Genomic DNA, 21,608 nt, shown 5'->3' with positions numbered 1-21,608 from the left:
CGGCCAAGCCGTGGGCGCGCGGCCTATGAGCTCTGGTCGCGTGGGCAGTTGGCGTCTCAGCGGCGGCCCGCGCGGTTCAGTGCTTCCTCCGTCTGGGCGGCCAGGGTGGGGACGAGATCGGCTGCCGAGGGGAGGTCGGTGATGAGGTCGACGGCTTCGCCGGCCCAGACCGGCAGTGGGGGCACCGCGCCGCGCGCCACGTCGTCCTGGTAGTTCTGACGGGCCTGGGGGTCGGCGGCGAGTTCCGCCTCGCGGCCGCGCCATTGGTCGAGGTAGGGGTGGCCGAGGGTGCGGGCGGGGTACTTCGCCGGCCATCGGGAGCCGCGGGCAATGTCCAGTACCGAGCTGCGCTCGGTGTCCCGGCCGCGCCCTTCGACGATCGCCTTGGTGATCGAGGGGTCCACCAGGGCCTCTGTGGTGGCCTGGAAGCGGGTGCCGATGAGCGCTCCGGCAGCGCCCAGCACGAGTGCGGCCGCCACGCCGCGGCCGTCGGCGATCCCGCCGGCCGCCAGTACGGGCACCGGGTCCACGAGATCCACGACCGCCGGCACGAACGGCAAGGTGGAGCGCCCGTGCCGGGCTCCGTGACCGCCGCTCTCGGTTCCCTGGGCCACGATCACGTCGGCGCCCAGGTCCGCGGCCTGCTCGGCCTCCTCCAGATCCGTGACCTGGAGGATCAACAGCGCCCCTGCTCGGCGGACACGCTCCGCGTAAGGGCCGGGGTCGCCGAACGACAGCATCACGGCCCTCGGCCCGTACTCCAGAGCCCGCTCCACGGCGGCGACGTCGATTGCCCAGGTCAGGAATCCGACGCCCCACGGACTGTCGGTGCCCGCGACGATCGGCACCTCGCGTGCTAGCCACTCCGGGTCCCCGAACGCGCCGCCCAGGATCCCGAATCCACCGCCGCGCGAGACTGCCGCGGCCAGCGCGCCGCCGGCCGACCCACCCATCGGCGCCAGCGCGATCGGGTACCGCACGTCGAACATCTCTGTGAACGCCGTCGAGAACGCCATGGCCACATCATCACTCCTCGCCCAACGGGCGGGCACACAGATGCGGCAGGAAATGCGCGGTCAGCGGGGATGAATGCGCTACTTATGGCGGCCATAGGCGAAGCCATGCGGCGGTCAGGAAGCGTCAACCGGTCGGCGTGGCTTACATCTGCGGCCGGCGGGCCTTCGGGCTGATGCGTCGGCCGATCGGATATCGACACAGCGGAACGGTGAGCCAACATGACTTCAGAACTGTCCGGCACCACGGCACTGGTGACCGGTGCGACCAGCGGCATCGGCCGTGCCACGGCGATCGCGCTGGCCCGTCTCGGCGCGAACGTCCTGGTCTCGGGGCGTGACGAGACCCGGGGCGAGCGGGTCGTGAAAGAGATCCGTGCGGCCGGTGGCCAGGCGCTGTTCCTGGCCGGCGAACTGAAGGACGCGGCCTCCGCACGTGCCCTCGCCCGCCGCGCCAAGCAGGAGGCCGGCCAAGTGGATGTACTGGTGAACAACGCAGGCATCTTCCCTTTCGGGCCCACGGAGGAGACCAGTGAGGAAGAGTTCGAGGCGGTCTACTCCCTCAACGTCAAGGCGCCCTACTTCCTGGTGGCCGAACTCGCGCCGGACATGGCCGCGCGAGGCCGTGGCGCGATCATCAACGTCACCACCATGGCCGCCGAACTCGGGGCCGCCGGCATGAGTCTGTACGGCTCCAGCAAGGCCGCGCTGACCCTGCTCACGAAGGCCTGGGCCGCCGAGTACGGGCCGCGCGGCGTGCGGGTCAACGCGGTCAGCCCCGGCCCGACCCGCACCGAGGGCACCTCGGGCACTCCGGGTGCGGAGGATGACCTCAACGCTCTGGCCGCGGCCGGTCCCGCGGGCCGCCCCGGCACGGCCGAGGAGATCGCCTCCGCCATCGTCTTCCTCGCCACCGACAGTGCCAGCTTCATGCACGGTGCCGTCGTGCCTGTGGACGGCGGCCGTACGGCCGTCTAGGGATCCAGGGCCTGTCCGGCGGACCAGAGTGCGCCGGACAGGATCCGAAAACCAGTGGAACGGCGCCGCTGCGGGCCATTACCGTGCTGCCGAACCAAGTCGCCCAGGCAAGGACGTGCCGTTGTACACCCTGTGAGACCTCCCGAGCGCTGATTTGTCGCGCGTCGCGCATACGCGCCGCGCTCCTTTTTGCTGCGGACTTCTCACTGAAACCGGTGTACTTCTGTGCTCAATAGCTGGTTGGTCATGCCCACCTGCCTGCCGCTCGTCCTCCGCCGTTGCCACGCGTGCGCGTCCCACCGCTTCCGGGCAAACGGTAAATTCCGCGTCAACGCCAACCACAAGCTCATCGACGCCTGGCTCCTCGCTCTCTGTACCGCTTGCGGGGAAACCACGAAGCTCACGGTCCTGGAGCGGATGAATGTGCGCTCCGTACGGCCCGAGCTGCTGGACCGGATGCATGACAACGACCTTGGCCTGGCAGCTGAGTTGCTCCAGGATCCGGTCGTGCGGCGCCGCAATCGCATCGCCCTCGACTGGGACGACGCCTGGCGCCTCGACACCGGCGGATCGGATCACCTGGACCGCGAGGTGATCGACGTCCTGGTCCGCTTTGCGGCGCGCATCCCTGTCCGGCCGGTGCGACTGATCGCTGACGGCTGCGGTCTGTCGCGGACCGAGGTCGAGAGACTGATCGAGGAGGGGAAGCTCGTCTCGGCAGTCCGGCTGAGCGGCAAGCTCTCCGGCGACTTCACCTTCACGCTCAAGCGCTGAGCCCTCCTCACAACAGGTCAGGTCGCTTCCCTCGCTCCTTGGTGTGGGGGAAGCGACCAAGCCAGTAGTGGCGTCCTGGCTCCCGAATCAGTTCGGTCGGCGGAAGTCCAGCGCCGCGAGGAGGTGTCCCAGGTCGCGGCGGTGGGAGCCGGCGTCCCACACCGCCCACGTGCGCCGCACCAGCGGGTGGCCCACCAAGGGGAGCCACGTGACCGTGTCCGGCAGTGGCTGGGACCAGCCGGGGGGCGCCAGCGTGAAGGCGCGTCCGGCGCTGACGGCGGCGAGTTTGACCTCGGCGATCAAGGTCTGGCCGTCCGGTGGAGTCGGGCCCACGGCAATCCCGTGACTGCGCAGGGTGGCGGTGAGTTCGTCGTACCACGCGGGGCTTCCCGAGCGCGGGAAACCGATCCATTCCAGACCGGCCAGAGCGTCAAGGCGAATTCCCTGAGGGCCGACGAGGCCCGCAGCCCGTTCGGCCGCGAGCAGCACCCCCAGGCGTTCCTCGACGACCAGCATCGCGTCGAGGTCCTGTCCGATCGGGCGCTCGCGCAGGAGCCCGAGATCAAGATCATGGCTTTTCAGCTCCGCCAGCTGGGCCGAGGTCGACAGATGCCGGGCCTGGACCCGGGTGGCCGGATAGGCCTCGGCGAGGTCGGCCAGTGCCTGGGACAGCAGGTCGGACGGCAGCTCCAAGGGGATGCCGAGCCGCAGGGGCGCGGCACCGGGGGCGGTGTGAACAGCCATGGCGGCCAGAGCCTGGTCATGGCGGGCCAGTACGCCGCGGGCCTCGCCGAGCAAGGTCATCCCGGCGTCCGTGGCCTCGACGCCGGTGGTGCTGCGGACCAGCAGCTGGACGCCGAGTTCGCGTTCCAGCGCGTTCATCGTCTGGGACAGCGCGGGCTGGCTGATGTGCAGCCTGCGCGCAGCGGCGGACAGCCCGCCCTCTTCGACGACCGTCACGAACGCGCGCATGGTCCTGATCTCCATGCGCCCATCGGACCACGGTCGCCGGCCACGATGTCAACGGGTCCGGCATGTGTCGGTCTCGGCCCCGAGCGACCGCCCGCGTCCGGCCGGCCCACCACGTCGCCGGGGCGACGACTACGCCATTCGAATCGGTTATGGCGGCTCACGGCCAGCCGTCTGGCCAGCGGGTAGGCCTTGTAAGGCAGTTGAGGTTGTGTAGGGCGAGAGGGCGGTCGCGTAGCCCACGCCAGCTGAGGAGCTCTCGATGACCACCACGCAGACACGCACACCCGACGCCACGGAGAGCGATGACCGTTGGCACTCGGCCCTCCACACCAGTTCACGGCGCCTCGCCGACGTGGTGGACGGGTTGTCGCGGAAGGAAATGGACCGGCCGTCCATGGCCGACGGATGGAGCATCGCGCAGGTCCTGTCCCATCTGGGCGGCGCCGCGGAGATCTCGACCGGCCTGCTCGGACGCGGCATCGCGGGAGACGACACCGGACCGCGGAGGGAGGCAGTCACGCCGGTATGGCAACGTTGGGACGCCCTTTCCGGCCCCGCGCAGCGCGAGGAGTGGAAGGCCGCTGACGCTCGCCACCTCCAGCTCCTCGACTCGCTCGACGCCGAACAGCGCGACTCGGTGCGGGTGCCGTACTTCGCCGGGCTGCTGGACGTCACCGCCTACGCCGGATACCGGCTGTCGGAGCAGTCGGTGCATGCCTGGGACATCGAGGCGGCCCTGGACCCCCTGGCCGAGATCCCGATGCCGGAGGTCCATCTGCTGTGGGAGCGGCTGGACCTGGTCGCCACGCGCTTCCGGGACGCCGCCACCCTCGCCCGCCTCGGGACCCGGCAGCTCACGGTCACTCTGACCGATACGGCCAGGACGCTGCTTCTGGACCTGGGCGCCGAGTTGCACCTGTACCCCTGCGAGCCGGCCGACCCGGTCGGAGAGGTGTCCGGGACGGCCGAGGCCGTGCTTCGGCTCGTATACGGGCGCAACCGTGACCAGGACGACGTCAGCGTGACCGGCTCGGTGACTCCGGCGGACCTGCGCTCACTGTTCCCGGGGTTCTAGACCCCTCACACACCGCCACCGACACGGAAGAACGGAATCGGACAGTGGGATCGACATGACCAAGGACACGTACAGGGACATGGACACGTACCCGGACACGGACTCGGACGGGGAGAAGACGATGCACGCCGATCTCGTGGTGATCGGATTCGGGAAGGGCGGTAAGACGGTCGCCGGGCGGATGGGCGCACTGGGCAAGCGAGTTGTGATGATCGAGGCGTCCGACCGGATGTACGGCGGGACCTGCCCGAACGTCGGGTGCGTGCCGACGAAGGCACTGGTGCACCACTCGGGCAAGCGCCGGCCGGACGACCCGCCTCAGGAGTTCTACGCACACGCGGTCAACCAGGTTCAGGAGCTGACGGCCCTGTTCCGAGCCGGGAACTACGAGGCACTGAACGGGGCGGACACGGTCACGGTGATCACCGGACGGGCGTCGTTCACCGACGCGCACACCGTGGTCGTCGGGGAGGGCGCGGACCGGATCACCGTCACCGGAGACATCATCCTGATCAACACCGGCTCAGAACCGGTCATCCCGGACATCCCCGGGCTGCGGGACAACTCGCGCACTGTGACGAGCACCCAGCTCATCGAACAGACCTGGCTGCCGGAGCGGCTGGCGATCATCGGTGGCGGCTATCTCGGGATCGAGTTCGCCGCGATCTATCGTCGGTTCGGCTCCCAGGTCACCGTCTTCGAGGCGGCGCCGAAGATCTTCGGGCGGGAGGACGACGACGTCGCCGCGGCGGCCGAGGCGATTCTGGTCGACGAGGGCGTCCAGGTCCTGTCCGGCTCCAGCGTCACGGAGATCCGCGACGGCGGGTCGGCTGCGACCGTGGTCTACGAACGCGACGGAGTCGGCGCGAGCATCGAGGTGGACGCCGTGCTGGCCGCCGCCGGGCGCGCTCCCGTCACGAAGGGGTTGGGGCTGGCAGCCGCGGGAGTGCTCACCACCGAGCGGGGAGCGGTGGCGGTGGACGAGTATCTGCGTACCAGCCAGCCGCACATCTTCGCCCTGGGCGATGTCAACGGCGGGCCGCAGTTCACGTACGTCTCCCTGGACGACAGCCGCATCGTCCTGGACCAGCTCGTCGGGAGCGGCAAGCGCACCACCACGGACCGCGTCGCCGTACCCCACACCCTCTTCATGACCCCGCCGCTGGCAACCGTCGGCCTGACCGAGAAGCAGGCCCGCGCCGCCGGACACCGGGTCAAGATCACACGCCAGCCCGTCGCAGAGATCGTCGCCATGCCCCGGGCCTACGCCGTGGAGGAGACCCGCGGCCTGATGAAGTTCGTCATCGACGCGGAGAGCGACCGGATCCTGGGCGCCGCACTCCTCAGCGTCGACGCGCAGGAACTGATCAACACCGTCGCGCTGGCCATGCGGCACGGCATCACCGCCACCGATCTGCGCGACGCGATCTACACCCACCCCAGCTCCACCGAGGCGTTCAACGACGTCCTGGGCGCCATCGTGCATAGCGACGAACCGGGAATCGCGCAGGCCTGAGGCCCGGATCAGGGACGTCCACGCCGACCGGCGTCTCGGTACAACGATGGGTTGTGTTCTCATGGCGGGTCGGTTGTTTGATCTCGTCGTCTGCTCCTCGCTTTGATGTCGGTGGTCAGCGTGTGGTTGTTCGGGGCGGCGAGAGGTGCGGTGGGCGTGAAGGGCAGGAGGGCGCTGGGGCGGCGGTTCGGGTGGTTGTGGGCTGCGTTCGCGGTCAGCTCGTACGGCACCGGGTTCGGGTTCGGCGCGTTCCCCTTGATCGCGATCCTCGTGCTGCACTCCGGACCGACCCAGGTGGCGGCGCTGGCCGCCGCGGGGCGGGCCGTGGGGGCCGTGGTCGCGGTGCCGCTCGGGCCGTGGATGGAGTTCCGGCGTAAGCGGCCCGTCATGATCGCGATGGACCTGATCCGGTTCGCGGCACTGATGAGTGTCCCCGCCGCGTTCGCGTTCGGCCGGCTCAGCTTCGCCCAGCTCCTCGTCGTCTCCGTCGTCGTCGCCGCGGCCGACATCGCCTTCCGGGCGGCCGGCGGCGCGTATCTGAAATCGCTCGTGGCGCCGGAGGACCTGCTCGTAGCGAACGGCCGGTTCGAGTCCACGACATGGACCTCGATCGTGGTCGGGCCGCCGCTCGGCGGGGCCGCGATCGGGATGTTCGGCCCCGTGACGACCGTGGTCGCCGACGCGGTCAGTTACCTGCTCTCGGCGCTCGGCATCCGCGCCATCGGAGGGACGGAAACGCGCCCCGCGCGGGCCGCCGCACCGCGGCTGCGCGCCGGTGATCTGCTCGAAGGCTGGCGCTACATCCTCAGCCACCGCACGCTGCGCCCGCTGTTCCTCAACTCGATCGTTGTCAACGGCCTCATCATGGCCTCCGAGCCGCTGATCGCCGTGCTCATGCTGAGCCGACTCGGCTTCGCACCCTGGCAGTACGGTCTCGCGTTCGCGGCCCCATGTATCGGTGGACTCATCGGCTCACGCGTCGCGCACCCGCTCGTGGCACGGTTCGGGCAGCACAAGGTGATGCTCGTCGTCGGGGCGCTGCGTGCGTGCTGGCCCATCGGACTGGCGTTCGTCCAGCCCGGAGTCCCCGGAATCGTGCTCGTCGTCGCCGTCCAGCTCGGCCTGGTGACCTGCTGCGGCCTGTTCAATCCGGTGCTTGCCACCTACCGGCTCGAACACGCCGACCCCGACCGGGTCGCCCGCACGCTGTCCGCGTGGTCGGTCAGCAGCAGCCTCTCGATCGCGGCTCTGACCGCCGTGTGGGGTGTCGTCGCCGCCATCACCGGCCCGCGCATCGCGATCGCGCTCGCCGGAGTCGTGCTCCTGGCCACCCCGCTGCTGCTCCCGCGCCGCGAGAAGGCGCCCCGGAGCACGGGGGAGCAGGCCGCCGCCAGCCTCACCTGACGGGGTCGTCCGCGGTGTCCTTGGTGGTGAGCACGGTCGCGCGGAAGGACGTGACGACCGGGCGCAGATCGATCTGGTGCCATGCTGCCCAGAGGCGTACTGACCTTTGGAACCAGGGGAGTTCACGGACGGTGACCCCTGGGGTGTCGCCTCGCAGCATGCTCTCCTGGACGAGCGTCATGCCGAGGCCGGACGCGGCCAGGCCGAGAGCGGTGAGAGGCTCGGGGGCTTCGAGCCGGATGTCGGGCGTGAACCCGGCCGCCGCGCAGGAGGCGACGAAGTCGTCGCGCCAGGCGGGCTGTTGGCTGTTCTCGATGGCGATCCACGGCTGATCGTCGAGGTCTTCGGGCAGGATTTCCGCCCGCCCCGCAAGTGCGTGGCTGCTCGGCATGGCCAGGAGCAGGGGGTCTTCGAGGAGGAGGGCGCTGCGCAGGTCGGGGTCCGTCTCGGGGGGTGCCTCCGGCACGAGGGCGATGTCCAGACTGCGTTGGCGCAGGCCCTCGAACTGCTGGGCCGCGGTGAGGTCGTAGAGGGCGACGTGGATGCCCGGGCGCTCGTCGTGCAGGGCGCGCAGCGCCTGGGGCAGGATCCCGGTGTGCATGGCATCGCCGACGTATCCCACGCACAGGCCGCCTTCCTCGCCGCGGCCCAGGCGGCGGCCGAGATTCTCGAGCCGGTCCGCGTGCCGCAGCAGGGCCGTGGCCTCCGTGAGGAAGACGCGGCCGTCGGAGGTGAGGCGGAGGCGCTGCTGGCTGCGCTCGAACAGGGTCAGGCCCAGGTTCTTCTCCAGCTGGGCGATCTGCCGGCTCAGCGGTGACTGGGAAATGTGCAGGCGATCGGCGGCGCGGCCGACGTGTTCCTCCTCGGCCACGGCCACGAAATAGCGAAGTTGTCGCAGGTCAAGCATGTAAGACCTCGGGGGACTCAAGTGTGTCCAAGCAAGTCTTGGACAGTCTGACTCCTCGATCCTAACCTCGACAGAGCAAGAGCCGCGGAGCAGGATAAAAGCATCCTGATCCCCGCATTACGCCGCGAACAGAAAGTTTCCCACCATGGGTATCAAGTCCCTCCTGCCGGGATCCCTCGGCTTCGGTACCGCCCCGCTCGGCAACATGTTCCGCAGCATCCCGGACGAGGAAGCCGCGGCCACCGTCGAAGCCGCCTGGGACCAGGGCATTCGCTACTTCGACACCGCGCCCTTCTACGGCGCGGGCCTGTCCGAGCTGCGCCTGGGCGAGGTGCTGGCAGGCCGGCCGCGCGACGAGTACGTGCTCAGCACCAAAGTCGGCCGCGTCATCCTCGACGAGCTGGAGGACCCCGCCGACCGCGACCTGGGCGAGAAGGGCGGCCTGTTCGAGCACGGCCGCGCGAACAAGATGGTCGACCTCTACACCGCGGACGCCACCCTGCGCTCCATCGAGGACAGCCTCGAGCGCCTGAAGACGGACCGTCTCGACATCGTCTGGGTGCACGACGTCGCCCAGGACTTCCACGGCGACGACTGGCTCGCCGTCTACGAGACGGCGCGCACCGGTGCTTTCCGCGTCCTGCAGAACCTCCGCGACGAGGGCGTCATCAAGGCCTGGGGCCTGGGCGTCAACCGCGTGGAGCCGATCGAGCTCACCCTCGACCTGGACGAGCCCAAGCCCGACGCGTTCCTCCTGGCCGGCCGCTACACCCTGCTCGACCACAACCGGTCCCTGCAGCGCCTCCTGCCCGCCGCCACCGAGCAGAACGTCGACATGGTCGTCGGCGGACCCTACAGCTCCGGCATCCTCGCCGGCGGCCAGCACTTCGAGTACCAGAAGGCGCCGGCCGACATCATCGCCAAGGTCGAGCGGATCAAGGCGCTCGCCGCCGCGCACGGTGTCAGCATCAAGGCCGCCGCCCTGCAGTTCGCCCTGGCGCACCCGGCGACGGCCGCCGTCGTCCCCGGCGCGACCCGGCCCAGCCGCATCGCCGAAGACGTCGCCGCCCTCAACGAGAACGTCCCGGCCGCCTTCTGGACCGCCCTTCGCGACGAGCACCTCATCGCCGCCGACGCCCCCACCCCCACTGCCTGACCCCGACTCCACGGCACACGCAAGGAGCAGCACATGGCCACCACCGCCACCGCCACCATCGACCTCCCCCGATCCGCCGAAGACGTCTGGCAGCTCATCGGCGGCTTCGACTCCCTGCCCGACTGGCTCCCGTACATCCCCAAGAGCGAGCTGAGCGAAGGCGGCCGCGTGCGTCGCCTGACCAACCAGGACGGCGGCGTCATCGTCGAACGCCTCAAGGCCTTCGACCACGACAAGCGCACCTACTCCTACGCCATCGAGCAGGCGCCCTTCCCTGTCACCGACTACCTCTCCACGCTGACGGTGCGCGACATACCCGGCGCACCCGGAACGTCGCAGGTGGAATGGACGGGCTCGTTCACGCCCGTCGGCGTCAGCGAGGCCGACGTTGAGGAGCTCTTCCACGGCATCTACGCGGACGGCCTCGCCGCACTGCTCGAGACCCTCAACACCTGAGGACGACACCGGTGTTGGACCGGTCACGCCATGCCCCGGGTGCCGACTTGTGACGCTGTCGGCACCCCAGGTGCTCTACGGTCGGGGAGAGACGGATCGTGGCGTGGCGCAGCCAGGTGGCTGCCGCCCTTCCCGGGAGTGGAGTCAGGTGAAGGACGACGAAGTACGTGCGCGCTTCGACGGCCGAGGCCGCGTGGAGCTGATCCCCGGACGCCCCACAACCGCCAGGCTGGGACGGATCGAAGAGATCGCCCACGCGCTCGGCTACCAGCAGCACTCCATCGAGAACCTCGGCCGCGCGGGGCTCCGGCTCGTCTACGGACGCGACGACGGCCCCCAGGCGCGCCGCCGCGCCGAGCTGACCATCGCCCGGCTGCGCGAGGGCGGCCCCCTGCTGCCGGCGATCGAGCCGCCCCCGCCCCCGCCACCCACTCCGCCGCCCCCGGCCCCCTCACAAGCCCCGCCCCGGCAGCGCAGCCGCCCTCTCCCGGCGCCCCCACCACCCCCACCGCTGTTTCCGCCCCCACCATCCCGACCGCCGGGCCCACCGCCTCCGCCCTCCAGCACCCCGACCTCATAACGGCGCAGGCCAGATGAGGGCCGCCGATGATTTTCCGGGGCGGGCGCGGTCATGAAGGGTGGACCAGCCACGGCTCAGGAGGAGGCGCGGGATGCGCACTCTGGCGATCACTCAGAACATCACCGTCGACGGTTGCGTCGAGATGCTCACCGACTGGTTCGAACCACAGGCCCAGGGCAACGCGGACATGGCCGATGTGCTGGCGGAGGGCCACCGTCAGGACAGCGAGGCAGATGCGCTGCTCGTGGGCCGGCGAACCTTCGAGGACTTCCGCGGCTACTGGCCCGGGCTGACCGACGACACCACGGGCATCTCCGACTACCTCAACCAGGTGCGGAAGTACGTCGTGTCCGGCTCGATCGAGGACCCGCAGTGGGAGAACTCGATCGTTCTGTCCGGCGACGCGGTCAAGGAGGTCACTGCCCTGAAGGCGCTGGAGGGCGGCAAGGACATCGTGCTCACCGGCAGTATCAGCTTGGCCCACACGTTGATCGAGGCGGGCCTCGTCGACGAGTACCGCCTCTTCGTGTACCCCGTCGTCCAGGGCCGCGGCAGGCGCCTCTTCCCCGGTGGGTACGAGGTACCGCGACTGCGGCTCGTGGACTCGAAGTCCTTCCGGAGCGGGATCGTGCTGCTGCGCTATGTCCCGGCCTGACGGGCAAGGCGGCCGCCGATGGCCGGGAGCGGTCGGCTGATCGGCCGTTGCCGGGTCAGCCGGCCAGGGAGACCAGCGCGATCGTGACGTTGTCGGGACCGCCCGCGGCCATGGCGGCTTTCCACAGCTCGAAGACGGCCCGTCCGCCGTCGTGCTCCCGAAGCACATCGTCGATCTCGCTCTCGAGTACGGGATCGGTCAAGCCGTCACTGCACACCAGCATGCGCGTACCTGGGGTGAGCGTGGACGTGCTGACATGCGGCGTGATCGCGCTGAACGTCGGTGCGCCACCGAGCGCCTGCGTGACGATCGACGTGGTGCGCCGGCCGTGCGCGAGCGGCGGGCTGTCGTCCACGCTCACCTGGTGGAGGGTGTCGTCCGTGGCGGCCCGGTCACCGGTGAGGCCGCCGTCGGCACTCGTCTCGATGCCGTCCCCAGCCGGGCCCACTTCGATCACCCTGCTGTCGCCGACGTTGAATACGAGCAGTTCCTGTTCGAGGATCACGACACCTGCGACGGTCGTCCCCATCGTGGACAGCTCCGGGGCGCGGTCGGCCGCCGCGTACACGGCGTGATTGCACATCCCCAGCGCGTCACGAACCGCTTCCTCGCCGTCCAGCGCCGGCCCGAACAAGGCGAGCCGGCGGACGACGAGGCTGCTGGCGACCTCGCCGGCCGGCTGCCCGCCGATGCCGTCGGCGACAGCGACCACGAGTGGATGGCCGAGCGGAAACGCCATCGTCTGCGGATTCTCCGTCACCGATCCGCACAGCGTCCATGGGCCGACGACCAGGCTGTCCTCGTTGTGCTCGCGCCTGAGTCCGGGGTGGCTCAGCGCGGTGACCGATATGTACGGCATAGGGGGTGCCGCCCTTCCGCGAAGGAGCGCATCATCCGCACCACCATTGTCGCGCCGGAGAGCGGCCCGGGTCGCGCGGTGCGCGCGCCCCGAGTTGCGCGGCGCCGCGAACGGGGTTAGCCCAGAGGTAAGGGCAGGAGGTGCCTGCCGTCACCTGCGAGGGCCTCCGAGAGGGGCGAGCGCTGTGCGGTTCACGGATCGTACTGATGCCGGGCGGCGGCTGGCCGCAGCGGTCCAACACCTGCGTGACGAGGAGCCGGTCGTCCTCGGGCTGCCCCGTGGCGGGGTTCCGGTGGCTTTCGAAGTGGCGCGTGCGCTCGGCGCCCCGCTCGATGTGATCGTGGTCCGCAAGCTCGGCGTCCCCTACCAGCCGGAACTGGCGTTCGGCGCGATCGGCGAGGGCGGCGTACGGGTCCTCAACGACGACGTCGTGCGCCACTGCGGGATCGAACCGGACCGCATCGCGGCCGTCGAGCGCGCGGAGCGACAGGAGCTGGAACGGCGGGCACGGAGGTACCGCGGCGGGCGGCCTCCGGCAACCGAGGAGGCCCGCACGAGGACCGGCGAGGCCCGCACCGTGATCGTCGTGGACGACGGGATTGCCACCGGCGCCACGGCGGCGGCGGCGTGCCAGGTCGTACGGGCGCAGGGCGCGGCCCGCGTGGTCCTCGCCGTGCCGGTCGCGCCGCCGGACGCGGTGCGCAGACTGAGCGTGGTGGCCGACGACGTGGTGTGCCTCTCCGTACAGCCCCTGTTCGGTTCCGTCGGTGAGTGGTACGGCGACTTCACGCAGACCACGGACGAGGAAGTGGCCGGGTGTCTGGCACGGGCCTTGGCGGACCCCGCACGCGTCCGGCAGGCACCGGTCACGGCCGGCGTGGAGGTGGAGGCCGCCGGAGTCCGGCTGGCCGGAGACCTCGCACGGCCGGAAGGTGCCGCGGGGCTGGTGATGTTCGCCCATGGCTCCGGCAGCAGCCGGCACAGCCCGCGTAATCGTGCGGTGGCGGAGGTGTTGCAGGAAGCGGGCCTCGGCACGCTGCTGTTCGACCTGCTCACGCCCGCCGAGGAAGCCGACCGGGACAACGTCTTCGACATCGGCACGCTTGCCGGCAGGCTGGCCGGAGCCACCCGCTGGCTGCGCGACCGCGAGTCGGCGCCGATCGGATACTTCGGTGCCAGCACCGGGGCCGCGGCGGCGCTCCGGGCGGCCGCCGACGACCCGGACATCGGCGCGGTGGTGTCCCGCGGCGGACGGCCGGACCTGGCCGGACCCCGCCTCGGCGACGTACGAGCGCCGACCCTGCTCATCGTCGGCGGGGCCGACACGATGGTGCTCGACCTCAACCGTGCCGCCCAGGCTCAACTCCGTTGCGAGAACCGGCTGGAGATCGTGCCCGGAGCGACGCATCTCTTCGAGGAACCCGGAGCGCTCGACCGGGCCGCCGCCCTCGCGAGGTCGTGGTTCACCACGCACCTGACGGCAGGCAGCGACCCTTCAACGTCGGCGCGCCGGGAGCCACATCACTGACCGGTTCGGGGCCGGGCGCCGGAGGGCCTACCGGTTGCTCACCGCGAAACGCATCAGCGCCCGCTCGTCGCCCTGCTTGATCTTCCCCGTCTCGTTCAGCACCTCGAGCTTCCAACTGCCGTTGACCCGGATCGCCTTGGCGACACGGCAGCCGTTGTCGTTGGTGAGCAGGCTCGGCCAGATGTCGGCGACCTGCTGGGAGGTGCCGCCGGTTGCGTCGTACACCTTGAAGCTGATGTTCCGCGCCTTCGTGAAGGAGCTGGACTTCTTGTAGGCGGCGGCCACGAAGACGATCGACGTGATGTTGGCGGGGACGCGGCCGAACTCGACGGTCACTGTCTCGTCGTCCCCGTCGCCGCGCCCCGTCTGGTTGTCGCCGCTGTGCACCAAGGAGCCGTTGCCCAGCGGGTCCAGGGAGTCGAGGCCTGCGAGCCGTACCGGGTCCGCGCCTTGCAGTGCGACGGCGATGAGGTCGAGGTCCGTGCCGACGTTCCGGCGGAGCTTGCCCATCAGCCCGCCGCTGCTTCCGGCGGTGGGGTCCCAGGACACGCCTATCGACAGGTGGGTCACACCGTCGAGATCTGCCGGTCCGTCTTCCTTGGTGAGCGTGATCATGTGAATTCCTCGTGATGGTGGAGTGCAATGCATGAAGTCTGCCGATATCGCTCGCCGCTTGATACACCAGGTCCGAAATTGGTGTCGGTCGGTCCTGCGTCATGGACTGAGCGGGCGCCTTCGGCGGGGGATGTGGTGGCGGCCGCCTGATCCCAGATGAACGACGCCGGCCGCGAGTGCCGCGCAGGTGATGCTCGCGAACCGCACGTTCAGACGCGCCTGATGACGTCTGTGCGGCCTCCGTGCGTGGAGACGGCTCCGGGCTGCGGTGCAGAAAGGCACCACAGCCCGGAGGGGAATCGCTCAGGCCACGCTGTCGCGCAGCTCCGCGAGGCTGTCCTTGGTCAGGTGCCGGGGCGTGCTGTCGGTGTCGACGAGGACGACCGTGCACGTGGCGGAGTGGGTGAGCGCGGTGGTGAGACTGCCGTCGGCGAACTGGGCGAGGGGGCCGCGCGGTGAGTGTCCGATGGCCACGGCGCGGGCGTGTACGTCCGCCGCGTGGTGGGCGAGGGCGCGGCCTGCGGCGGCGTGGTCGCCGACGCTCGTCAGGATCTGGCCGGTGGCGGCGATGCCGTCGGCGCTGAGGCGGTCGAGGTGGGCGGTCACGGCGGCGCGGGCCTGTTCGTCCGTCTCGGTGTCGACGGCCTGTTCCTCGACGACCGCGGTCTGCTGGACGTGGACGACCTCCAGCGGACTGCCCGTGTCGCGAGCGAGCCGCGCCGCGGCGTCGACGATGCAGGCGGCCTTGTCGTGGGCGCCCACGGCGACGATGACGGGCGGCGCGTCGGCCGAGGCGGCTGTCTTGCCGACAGGCGTGAGCGACGGACTGACGGGTTCACTCTCGACCGGGTCCGCCTCGGCCTTGCGCAGCAGACCATGGCCGCTGGCCAGTACGGGGATGGCCAGGAGGAAGGTGGCGGCGCCCAGATAGAAGGGCACACTCAGGTCCGTGGCGTCGGCGAGCTTGCCCGCGACGAAGGGGGCGAGGCCACCGCCGATGAAGCGCAGGAACCCGTAGGCGGATGAGGCCACGGGGCGCTCGACGGGGGAGACGAGCATGACGGCCTGGGTGGTCAGGGTGTTGTTGATGCCGATGAAGGCGCCGCTGACGATGACGGCCACGATGACGACCGTGGGGTTGTCGACGCCGGCGGCGATGAGCGCCATCACGATGCCGAGGCCGAGCAGGTTGGCGTACAGGACGGGAGCCGTGCCGAAGCGGGCCTGAAGACGCGGGGCGAAGAAGACGCTGAAGGCGGCCACCAGCAGTCCCCAGCCCGTGAAGACCAGACCGAGCTCGTGCGCGCTCAGCTTCATCGGGTACGGGGCGTAGCCGAGCATCGTGAAGAAGCCCCAGTTGTACAGCAGGGCCATGATGCCCATGGTCAGCAGACCGCGGTGGCGCAGCGCCTTGAGCGGCGCGATCGGCGAGGTGGGGCGCTTGGGCTTGGGCAGCGAGGGCACGAAGGCGAGGGTCGCGACCAGTGCGATGGCCATCAGCACGGCGACGCCGAAGAACGGGCCGCGCCAGCTGATGCCGCCCAACTCCCCGCCCAGCAGCGGGCCGACGGCGATCCCGAGGCCGAGCGCGGCCTCGTACAGGATGATCGCGCCGCCGAAACCGCCGCTCGCGGAGGCGACGATGACGGCGAGGGAGGTGGCGATGAACATCGCGTTGCCCAGGCCCCAGCCGGCGCGCATGCCGACGATGCCGTTGACGGAACCGGCCGTGCCGGCGAGTGCGGCGAAGACGACGATGACGACCAGGCCCACGACCAGGGTGCGCTTGGCGCCGATACGGCTGGATATCCAGCCGACGAAGAGCATGGCGACCGCGGTCACGATCAGGTAGCTGCTGAAGAGCAGGGAGACCTGGCTCGGTGAGGCGTGCAGGTTCTCGGCCAGGGCGGGGAGGATCGGGTCGACCAGGCCGATGCCCATGAACGAGATCACGCAGGCGAACGCCACGGCCCAGACGGCTTTCGGCTGCTTGAAGGGACTGGCGGCCTTTCCATGCGGTGCACTCATGCGCGGTTCTCTCCAAAGTGTCGAGAAGAGGGGTGGGGTGGAGGGGGTGCGGGGGAGCGGACAGGCTGCGGCGGGATGAGTCAGTCGTGGGCCGTACGGGTCTGGCGGTCCTGGATGGCGCGGGCCAGGGCGGGCAACGCGGTCCGCACCGCCTGCTGCTCCGGCTCGGTCAGCTCCCCGATGAGCAGATCGAGGGCCTGGGTCCGCTCGGCGCGCCGCTGCCGGAACACCTCGAGGCCGCTCTCGGTGGCTTCTACGAGGACGGCCCGGCCGTCGTTGTGGTCAGCCACTCGGCGTACCAGGCCCGCACGTTCCATGCGGGTGACGAGCTGGGTCATGTTCGGCTGGGAGACACCTTCGGCCCTGGCCAGCTCGCTCAGTCGATACGGACCTTCGCGGCCCAGCCGGCCGATCGCGGACGAGGCCGCCGTGCTCAGGCCGCCGGCGACGGCGCTCTGTCGCACGTAGCGGACCATCTGCTCCACGGCGATCATCAGGCCTTCGGCCCGGGGATCGACTTCCATAACCCGCTTATCCATAAGCGCATTATGCATCTGCTTGTAGCATGAATCAATACCGCGTGGCCGGGGTGCCGTGTGTCTGGTGGCCGCGCTTTTGAGGGACGTATATCGACATGGACGGACGTCGTCCGGACAGAAGTCGCCCATTTGCGGCGTGCGGCGCCTGTGGGTGTCGTGCGAGTGTCGGGGGTGTGGTCGATCAGGGCGGGTCGGTCACCGACCGCTTCCGCGCACACCTGACCGCCTGACCAGAGGAGAAGCACATGCCCCACTCCTTCGATCCGTACAGCGTCCTGCCCTCAGTGCCGGAGTTCGGCTTGCACAGCACGGACATCGCGGACGGGAAGCCCCTCGATGTCGCACAGTGCAGCAGTCTCTTCGGAGGCCCGGGCGAGGATCGCTCACCACAGCTGTCCTGGGAGGGCTTCCCCGCCGACACGCAGAGCTTCGCGGTGACCTGCTTCGACCCGGACGCGCCGACGGCGAGTGGCTTCTGGCACTGGGCGGTGTACGACATCCCCGCGTCGGTGCACGAACTGGAGGCCGGTGCCGGGGCGCCGGGCGGGAAGTACCTGCCCATCGGCGCGAAGATGCTGGCCAACGACGCGGGCGGGCACAGCTTCCTCGGCGCGGTGCCTCCTCCCGGGCACGGCCCCCACCGTTACATGTACGCCGTCCATGCGGTGGACACGCCCGAGCTGGATGTGCCGGCGGCGGCTTCCCCGGCCTGGCTGGGCTTCCAGCTCTTCACCCACGCCGTGGCGCGGGCCGTGATCACTCCGATGTTCGAGAATCCGGCCTGAGCACCTACGACTGACAGCGCGGAAGCCCAGGAGTGGCCACGCAGGCCAGGAGCAGCCCGAGAGCCCAGGATGTCGTCCTCCCGGGCTCTCGGGTTCGGGTCGTCGGGGCAGGGGCGGCGCTCAGTCCTTGATCTCGCAGATGGTGGCGCCGGAGGTGATGGAGGCGCCGATCTCGGCGCTGAGGCCCTTGATGGTGCCGGTGCGGTGGGCGTTGAGGGGTTGTTCCATTTTCATGGCTTCCAGGACGACGACGAGGTCGCCTTCCTTGACTTCCTGGCCCTCTTCGACGGCGACCTTGACGATGGTGCCCTGCATGGGGGAGGCGAGGGTGTCGCCGGAGGCGGCGGGGCCGGACTTCTTCGCGGCGCGGCGTTTGGGCTTGGCGCCGGCGGCGAGGCCGGTGCGGGCCAGTGACATGCCGAGTGAGGAGGGCAGGGAGACCTCGAGGCGTTTGCCGCCGACCTCGACGACGACGGTCTCGCGGCCGGTTTCCTCGTCGCTGTCCGTGTCGGGGGTGGCGGCGAAGGGCTTGATCTCGTTGACGAACTCGGTCTCGATCCAGCGGGTGTGGATGGTGAAGGGGTCGCTGGTGAAGGCGGGGTCGGTGACGACGGCGCGGTGGAAGGGGATGGCGGTGGCCATGCCTTCGACCTCGAACTCGGCCAGGGCGCGGGCGGCGCGTTGCAGGGCTTGTTCGCGGGTGGCGCCGGTGACGATGAGTTTGGCGAGGAGGGAGTCCCAGGCGGGGCCGATGACGCTGCCGGTCTCGACGCCGGCGTCGAGGCGGATGCCGGGGCCGGTGGGGGGTGCGAAGCGGGTGACGGTGCCGGGGGCGGGGAGGAAGCCGCGGCCGGGGTCTTCGCCGTTGATGCGGAACTCGAAGGAGTGGCCGCGCAGGGCGGGGTCGTCGTAGCCGAGTTCTTCGCCGTCGGCGATGCGGAACATCTCGCGTACGAGGTCGATGCCGGCGACTTCTTCGGTGACGGGGTGTTCGACCTGGAGGCGGGTGTTGACCTCGAGGAAGGAGATGGTGCCGTCCATGCCGACGAGGAATTCGACGGTGCCGGCGCCGACGTAGCCGGCTTCCTTGAGGATGGCCTTGGAGGCGGTGTAGAGCTGTTCGTTCTGCGCCGGTGTCAGGAAGGGGGCGGGGGCTTCCTCGACGAGTTTTTGGTGGCGGCGCTGCAGCGAGCAGTCACGGGTGGACACGACGACCACGTTGCCGTGCTGGTCGGCGAGGCACTGCGTTTCGACGTGGCGGGGCTTGTCGAGGTAGCGCTCGACGAAGCATTCGCCGCGGCCGAAGGCTGCGACGGCTTCGCGTACGGCGGAGTCGTAGAGCTCGGGGACCTCTTCGAGGGTGCGGGCGACCTTGAGGCCGCGGCCGCCGCCGCCGAAGGCGGCCTTGATGGCGATGGGCAGGCCGTGTTCGCGGGCGAACGCGACGACCTCGTCGGAGCCGGATACGGGGTCCGGGGTGCCGGCGACCAGGGGGGCGCCGGCGCGCTGGGCGATGTGCCGGGCGGCGACCTTGTCGCCGAGGTCGCGGATGGCCTGCGGGGGCGGGCCGATCCAGATCAGTCCGGCGTCCAGGACGGCCTGGGCGAACTCCGCGTTCTCCGACAGGAATCCGTAGCCGGGGTGGATGGCGTCCGCGCCGGAGTCCTTGGCGGCCTGCAGCACCTTCGCCATGTCGAGATAGCTGGTGGCCGGGGTGTCACCGCCCAACGCGAACGCCTCGTCCGCGGCCCGGACATGCGAAGCGTCCCGGTCCGGTTCCGCGTAAACGGCAACGCTCGCGATACCGGCATCCCGGCACGCCCGGGCCACGCGGACAGCGATTTCGCCACGGTTGGCGATGAGCACCTTGCGCACGATGGCTCCCTCCTTGAAACAAGCCGAGTTTAGGGACTGCCGACACGGGCTTTCGACCCGTCCCCATGAGTGAGCTTGCCCACACGGAGTGCTATTCGAGGCGCGCTCAAGTGGTGAAACCCCTTGTTGCGCCCGGGTACGCAGCCTTCCCTCTTCGAACCCTAGCCCGCCAGAGTGGGCTAGGTCTCTGTGAGACGGCGCTGCGGCACTCCAGGATTCTTTGTGGAGTCCCTACGAATGGCCCAATGATTCTTTGCCTTGGGCAGACCCCTTGTCCCGCGCTTTACCCGTTAGTAGCGTTCGCGTTGTCTCGAACGTACTAGGGGTAACAGCAGTCGAAAGTGGGTGGGGTTCCGGTGGCACGCAGACCGGTGGCATGGGTGGCCGCGATCGTGCTCTTCGCGGAGGCGATCGGCATCGCCCTGCTCAACTGGTTCCTGGGGCTGGTCGTCGACCGCCAGGACATGTCCCTGGCCGGGCTCGACCCCCGCGCCATGTCCGTCTCCGCCTGGATAGCCGGCGCGCTCTTCGGGCTCTATCTCGCGCTGTGCGCGGTCGTCCTCGTACGCATCGCCGTGCGCGACCGCGGGCCGGCCGGCTTCGGCCGCATCCTGCTGATCAGCGCGGCTGTCGTGCACGGGCTGCTCGGGGCGTTCAGCATCGGCCTGGTCGGCTGGCTCGCGTTCGTCTTCATGATGGTCGTGCTCGGGCTCATCGTGCTCACGCTGGTCGCTTATGACCGCAAGGAGCAGGGGGAGGGCGCGGGAGCGGGTGCGGGCGCGGGCGACGCCCCTGCGGGTCCGGCCGATGGGGGCGGGGCACCTCAGCCCGTCTGAACCGGGTGGGCGTGGGCGGTCAGTCCGCCCACAAGTCCGTGATGTTCACGCCCAGTTGGGCCAGCAGGCGGCGCAGCAGCGGCATCGACAGGCCGATCACGTTCCCGTGGTCGCCGTCGATGCCGTCGATGAACGGGGCCGAGCGGCCGTCCAGCGTGAACGCGCCCGCCACGTGGAGCGGCTCGCCCGAGGCCACGTACGCGGCGATCTCCGCGTCGCTCGGCTCGCCGAACCGGACCACCGTCGAGGCCACCGCCGACACGTAGCGGCCCGTCGCCGTGTCGTACACGCAGTGGCCCGTCTGCAGGGTGCCCGCGCGGCCCCGCATCGACTTCCAGCGCGCCGTGGCCTCCTCGGCGTCCGCGGGCTTGCCGAGCGCCTGGCCGTCGATGTCCAGGACCGAGTCGCAGCCGATCACCAGCGCGCCGTGGACCTCAGGCTTCGCCGCGACCACGGACGCCTTCGCCTCCGCAAGCGCCAGGGCCAGTTCGGCCGGGGTGGGGGCGGACACGGCGTCCTCGTCGACCCCGCTGACCAGCACCTCGGGGGCCAGGCCCGCCTGGCGCAGCAGGGCCAGCCTGGCCGGGGACTGGGAGGCGAGGACGAGACGGCGGGTGCTCACGGGGGTGCTCACGTGGGGATCACTCATGCGGTCAGGGTTCCACATGTGGGCAGGTGGGCGTGCTCGGTCCGGGGCGACTACACGATTCCCAGAACCAGCATCGCAATGACCATCGCCACCGCGAGCACGAAGCCCGCCCGGCGGAGCATCGCCTGGGTTTCGCGCAGCTCCTCGGGGGGCTCGTTCTCGGGGTCTGACCACAGCATGGATTCGATACTGCTGCCCCGCTGCGCGGTGCGCCTGAGTACGCGTACTCAGGCGCACCCCCACCTGCGGACTAGGCAGGCCAGTACGTGCGCGCCCAGCTCGTGGGGCCCGGGGACGGACGGCGCGCCTGCGCCACCCTTGCCGGGTCCGCCCATGCGTCGGGGGTGCCTGCCGCGCCGGGCGGGGCGGTGGTGGCTGCCGCGGCGCGGGCCTGGACCACCGCCAGTG

General features: G+C 70.2%; 22 protein-coding genes. 12 read left to right on the top strand and 10 right to left on the bottom strand.

Translation table 11 applies throughout. The features are described 5' to 3' along the window. Nucleotides 1-56: 56 nt before the first annotated feature. Nucleotides 57-1,016, bottom strand: coding sequence for an NAD(P)H-dependent flavin oxidoreductase (locus CG723_RS17445; RefSeq protein ID WP_100594654.1), 960 nt, complete (start codon nt 1,014-1,016; stop codon nt 57-59). Between the two features lie 219 nt (nt 1,017-1,235). Between CG723_RS17445 and CG723_RS17440 the strand changes: the two genes are divergently transcribed. Both CG723_RS17440 and CG723_RS17435 read left to right on the top strand, forming a co-directional pair. Beyond that, a complete protein-coding gene (locus CG723_RS17440; protein WP_100594362.1) occupies nt 1,236-1,991 on the top strand; it encodes an SDR family NAD(P)-dependent oxidoreductase in 756 nt (251 codons plus the stop codon). 225 nt (nt 1,992-2,216) lie between these two features. Further along, a complete protein-coding gene (locus tag CG723_RS17435) occupies nt 2,217-2,765 on the top strand; it encodes a DUF1062 domain-containing protein (RefSeq protein ID WP_100594361.1) in 549 nt (182 codons plus the stop codon). Between the two features lie 87 nt (nt 2,766-2,852). Here CG723_RS17435 and CG723_RS17430 read toward each other — a convergent pair whose 3' ends face one another. Further along, nucleotides 2,853-3,752, bottom strand: coding sequence for a LysR family transcriptional regulator (locus CG723_RS17430; RefSeq protein WP_100594360.1), 900 nt, complete (start codon nt 3,750-3,752; stop codon nt 2,853-2,855). A 244-nt stretch (nt 3,753-3,996) separates the two neighbouring features. Between CG723_RS17430 and CG723_RS17425 the strand changes: the two genes are divergently transcribed. From CG723_RS17425 to CG723_RS17415, 3 genes are all read left to right on the top strand, one after another. Then, nucleotides 3,997-4,812, top strand: coding sequence for a maleylpyruvate isomerase family mycothiol-dependent enzyme (locus tag CG723_RS17425; RefSeq protein WP_100594359.1), 816 nt, complete (start codon nt 3,997-3,999; stop codon nt 4,810-4,812). Nucleotides 4,813-4,867: 55 nt separating this feature from the next. Next, nucleotides 4,868-6,328 carry an FAD-dependent oxidoreductase gene (locus tag CG723_RS17420; RefSeq protein WP_234374355.1) on the top strand — a complete coding sequence of 487 codons (1,461 nt, stop codon included), beginning with the start codon at nt 4,868-4,870 and terminating at the stop codon, nt 6,326-6,328. 156 nt (nt 6,329-6,484) lie between these two features. Then, nucleotides 6,485-7,732, top strand: a complete 1,248-nt coding sequence (locus tag CG723_RS17415) for an MFS transporter (RefSeq protein WP_100594358.1) — start codon at nt 6,485-6,487, stop codon at nt 7,730-7,732. Here CG723_RS17415 and CG723_RS17410 read toward each other — a convergent pair. Then, entirely contained in the window at nt 7,725-8,639 is a 915-nt protein-coding gene (locus CG723_RS17410; protein ID WP_100594357.1) for a LysR substrate-binding domain-containing protein, read from the bottom strand. The two genes, CG723_RS17415 and CG723_RS17410, sit on opposite strands and share 8 nt — an antisense overlap. 145 nt (nt 8,640-8,784) lie before the next feature. Between CG723_RS17410 and CG723_RS17405 the strand changes: the two genes are divergently transcribed. The 4 genes from CG723_RS17405 (at nt 8,785) to CG723_RS17390 (ending at nt 11,486) form a co-directional block, all read left to right on the top strand. Further along, nucleotides 8,785-9,795 carry an aldo/keto reductase gene (locus CG723_RS17405; protein WP_100594356.1) on the top strand — a complete coding sequence of 337 codons (1,011 nt, stop codon included), beginning with the start codon at nt 8,785-8,787 and terminating at the stop codon, nt 9,793-9,795. Between the two features lie 33 nt (nt 9,796-9,828). Then, nucleotides 9,829-10,251 (top strand): SRPBCC family protein, encoded by a 423-nt coding sequence (locus tag CG723_RS17400; protein WP_100594355.1) that lies wholly within the window; start codon nt 9,829-9,831, stop codon nt 10,249-10,251. A gap of 148 nt (nt 10,252-10,399) precedes the next feature. Further along, on the top strand, nt 10,400-10,831 hold the full coding sequence (locus CG723_RS46220; protein ID WP_159032467.1) for a hypothetical protein: 432 nt from the start codon (nt 10,400-10,402) through the stop codon (nt 10,829-10,831). A gap of 91 nt (nt 10,832-10,922) precedes the next feature. Beyond that, nucleotides 10,923-11,486 (top strand): dihydrofolate reductase family protein, encoded by a 564-nt coding sequence (locus CG723_RS17390; RefSeq protein ID WP_100594353.1) that lies wholly within the window; start codon nt 10,923-10,925, stop codon nt 11,484-11,486. A 55-nt stretch (nt 11,487-11,541) separates the two neighbouring features. On the opposite strand, the gene CG723_RS17385 is transcribed toward CG723_RS17390, so the two are convergent. Next, a complete protein-coding gene (locus tag CG723_RS17385) occupies nt 11,542-12,345 on the bottom strand; it encodes a PP2C family protein-serine/threonine phosphatase (RefSeq protein WP_100594352.1) in 804 nt (267 codons plus the stop codon). A gap of 184 nt (nt 12,346-12,529) precedes the next feature. Here CG723_RS17385 and CG723_RS17380 point away from each other — a divergent pair, with 184 nt between their 5' ends. Further along, on the top strand, nt 12,530-13,873 hold the full coding sequence (locus tag CG723_RS17380; RefSeq protein WP_100594351.1) for a phosphoribosyltransferase family protein: 1,344 nt from the start codon (nt 12,530-12,532) through the stop codon (nt 13,871-13,873). A gap of 27 nt (nt 13,874-13,900) precedes the next feature. Here the strand turns inward: CG723_RS17380 and CG723_RS17375 are convergent, their stop codons facing one another. The 3 genes from CG723_RS17375 to CG723_RS17365 form a co-directional block, all read right to left on the bottom strand. Then, a complete protein-coding gene (locus tag CG723_RS17375; protein WP_100594350.1) occupies nt 13,901-14,488 on the bottom strand; it encodes a TerD family protein in 588 nt (195 codons plus the stop codon). Nucleotides 14,489-14,791: 303 nt separating this feature from the next. Continuing rightward, the gene (locus CG723_RS17370) at nt 14,792-16,516 is read right to left on the bottom strand and encodes an MFS transporter (RefSeq protein ID WP_100594349.1); all 1,725 of its coding nucleotides are present in this window, start codon (nt 16,514-16,516) and stop codon (nt 14,792-14,794) included. 80 nt (nt 16,517-16,596) lie between these two features. After that, entirely contained in the window at nt 16,597-17,070 is a 474-nt protein-coding gene (locus tag CG723_RS17365; RefSeq protein ID WP_100594348.1) for a MarR family winged helix-turn-helix transcriptional regulator, read from the bottom strand. 230 nt (nt 17,071-17,300) lie between these two features. Between CG723_RS17365 and CG723_RS17360 the strand changes: the two genes are divergently transcribed. Further along, nucleotides 17,301-17,840 (top strand): YbhB/YbcL family Raf kinase inhibitor-like protein, encoded by a 540-nt coding sequence (locus CG723_RS17360; protein WP_100594347.1) that lies wholly within the window; start codon nt 17,301-17,303, stop codon nt 17,838-17,840. A gap of 120 nt (nt 17,841-17,960) precedes the next feature. Here CG723_RS17360 and CG723_RS17355 read toward each other — a convergent pair whose 3' ends face one another. Then, the gene (locus tag CG723_RS17355) at nt 17,961-19,715 is read right to left on the bottom strand and encodes an acetyl/propionyl/methylcrotonyl-CoA carboxylase subunit alpha (protein WP_100594346.1); all 1,755 of its coding nucleotides are present in this window, start codon (nt 19,713-19,715) and stop codon (nt 17,961-17,963) included. Between the two features lie 356 nt (nt 19,716-20,071). On the opposite strand from CG723_RS17355, the gene CG723_RS17350 reads away from it, so the two are divergent. Continuing rightward, nucleotides 20,072-20,551 carry a hypothetical protein gene (locus tag CG723_RS17350; protein WP_234374354.1) on the top strand — a complete coding sequence of 160 codons (480 nt, stop codon included), beginning with the start codon at nt 20,072-20,074 and terminating at the stop codon, nt 20,549-20,551. A gap of 19 nt (nt 20,552-20,570) precedes the next feature. Here CG723_RS17350 and CG723_RS17345 read toward each other — a convergent pair whose 3' ends face one another. Next, complete coding sequence (locus tag CG723_RS17345) at nt 20,571-21,200, bottom strand: Maf family protein (RefSeq protein WP_100594344.1); 630 nt, start codon at nt 21,198-21,200, stop codon at nt 20,571-20,573. Nucleotides 21,201-21,250: 50 nt separating this feature from the next. Beyond that, nucleotides 21,251-21,379, bottom strand: a complete 129-nt coding sequence (mmpB, locus tag CG723_RS48665; protein WP_264484688.1) for a morphogenic membrane protein MmpB — start codon at nt 21,377-21,379, stop codon at nt 21,251-21,253. Nucleotides 21,380-21,608: the final 229 nt, after the last annotated feature.

It is taken from the genome of Streptomyces sp. CB01635 (assembly GCF_002803065.1).
Lineage (GTDB): Bacteria > Actinomycetota > Actinomycetes > Streptomycetales > Streptomycetaceae > Streptomyces.
The sequence above is the reverse complement of the archived record's forward strand: the minus strand, read 5'-3'. Positions and strand labels throughout refer to the sequence as shown.

What these genes read in the sequence shown, in the direction of transcription:
- CG723_RS17375 (WP_100594350.1), bottom strand. Translation starts at nt 14,488, where the DNA reads ATGATCACGCTCACCAAGGAAGACGGACCGGCAGATCTCGACGGTGTG.
- CG723_RS17345 (WP_100594344.1), bottom strand. Translation starts at nt 21,200, where the DNA reads ATGAGTGATCCCCACGTGAGCACCCCCGTGAGCACCCGCCGTCTCGTC.
- CG723_RS17445 (WP_100594654.1), bottom strand. Translation starts at nt 1,016, where the DNA reads ATGGCGTTCTCGACGGCGTTCACAGAGATGTTCGACGTGCGGTACCCG.
- CG723_RS17420 (WP_234374355.1), top strand. Translation starts at nt 4,868, where the DNA reads ATGACCAAGGACACGTACAGGGACATGGACACGTACCCGGACACGGAC.
- CG723_RS17400 (WP_100594355.1), top strand. Translation starts at nt 9,829, where the DNA reads ATGGCCACCACCGCCACCGCCACCATCGACCTCCCCCGATCCGCCGAA.
- CG723_RS17430 (WP_100594360.1), bottom strand. Translation starts at nt 3,752, where the DNA reads ATGGAGATCAGGACCATGCGCGCGTTCGTGACGGTCGTCGAAGAGGGC.
- CG723_RS17360 (WP_100594347.1), top strand. Translation starts at nt 17,301, where the DNA reads ATGCCCCACTCCTTCGATCCGTACAGCGTCCTGCCCTCAGTGCCGGAG.
- CG723_RS17440 (WP_100594362.1), top strand. Translation starts at nt 1,236, where the DNA reads ATGACTTCAGAACTGTCCGGCACCACGGCACTGGTGACCGGTGCGACC.
- CG723_RS17405 (WP_100594356.1), top strand. Translation starts at nt 8,785, where the DNA reads ATGGGTATCAAGTCCCTCCTGCCGGGATCCCTCGGCTTCGGTACCGCC.
- CG723_RS17365 (WP_100594348.1), bottom strand. Translation starts at nt 17,070, where the DNA reads ATGCATAATGCGCTTATGGATAAGCGGGTTATGGAAGTCGATCCCCGG.
- CG723_RS17385 (WP_100594352.1), bottom strand. Translation starts at nt 12,345, where the DNA reads ATGCCGTACATATCGGTCACCGCGCTGAGCCACCCCGGACTCAGGCGC.
- CG723_RS17410 (WP_100594357.1), bottom strand. Translation starts at nt 8,639, where the DNA reads ATGCTTGACCTGCGACAACTTCGCTATTTCGTGGCCGTGGCCGAGGAG.
- mmpB (WP_264484688.1), bottom strand. Translation starts at nt 21,379, where the DNA reads ATGCTGTGGTCAGACCCCGAGAACGAGCCCCCCGAGGAGCTGCGCGAA.
- CG723_RS17425 (WP_100594359.1), top strand. Translation starts at nt 3,997, where the DNA reads ATGACCACCACGCAGACACGCACACCCGACGCCACGGAGAGCGATGAC.
- CG723_RS17370 (WP_100594349.1), bottom strand. Translation starts at nt 16,516, where the DNA reads ATGAGTGCACCGCATGGAAAGGCCGCCAGTCCCTTCAAGCAGCCGAAA.
- CG723_RS17390 (WP_100594353.1), top strand. Translation starts at nt 10,923, where the DNA reads ATGCGCACTCTGGCGATCACTCAGAACATCACCGTCGACGGTTGCGTC.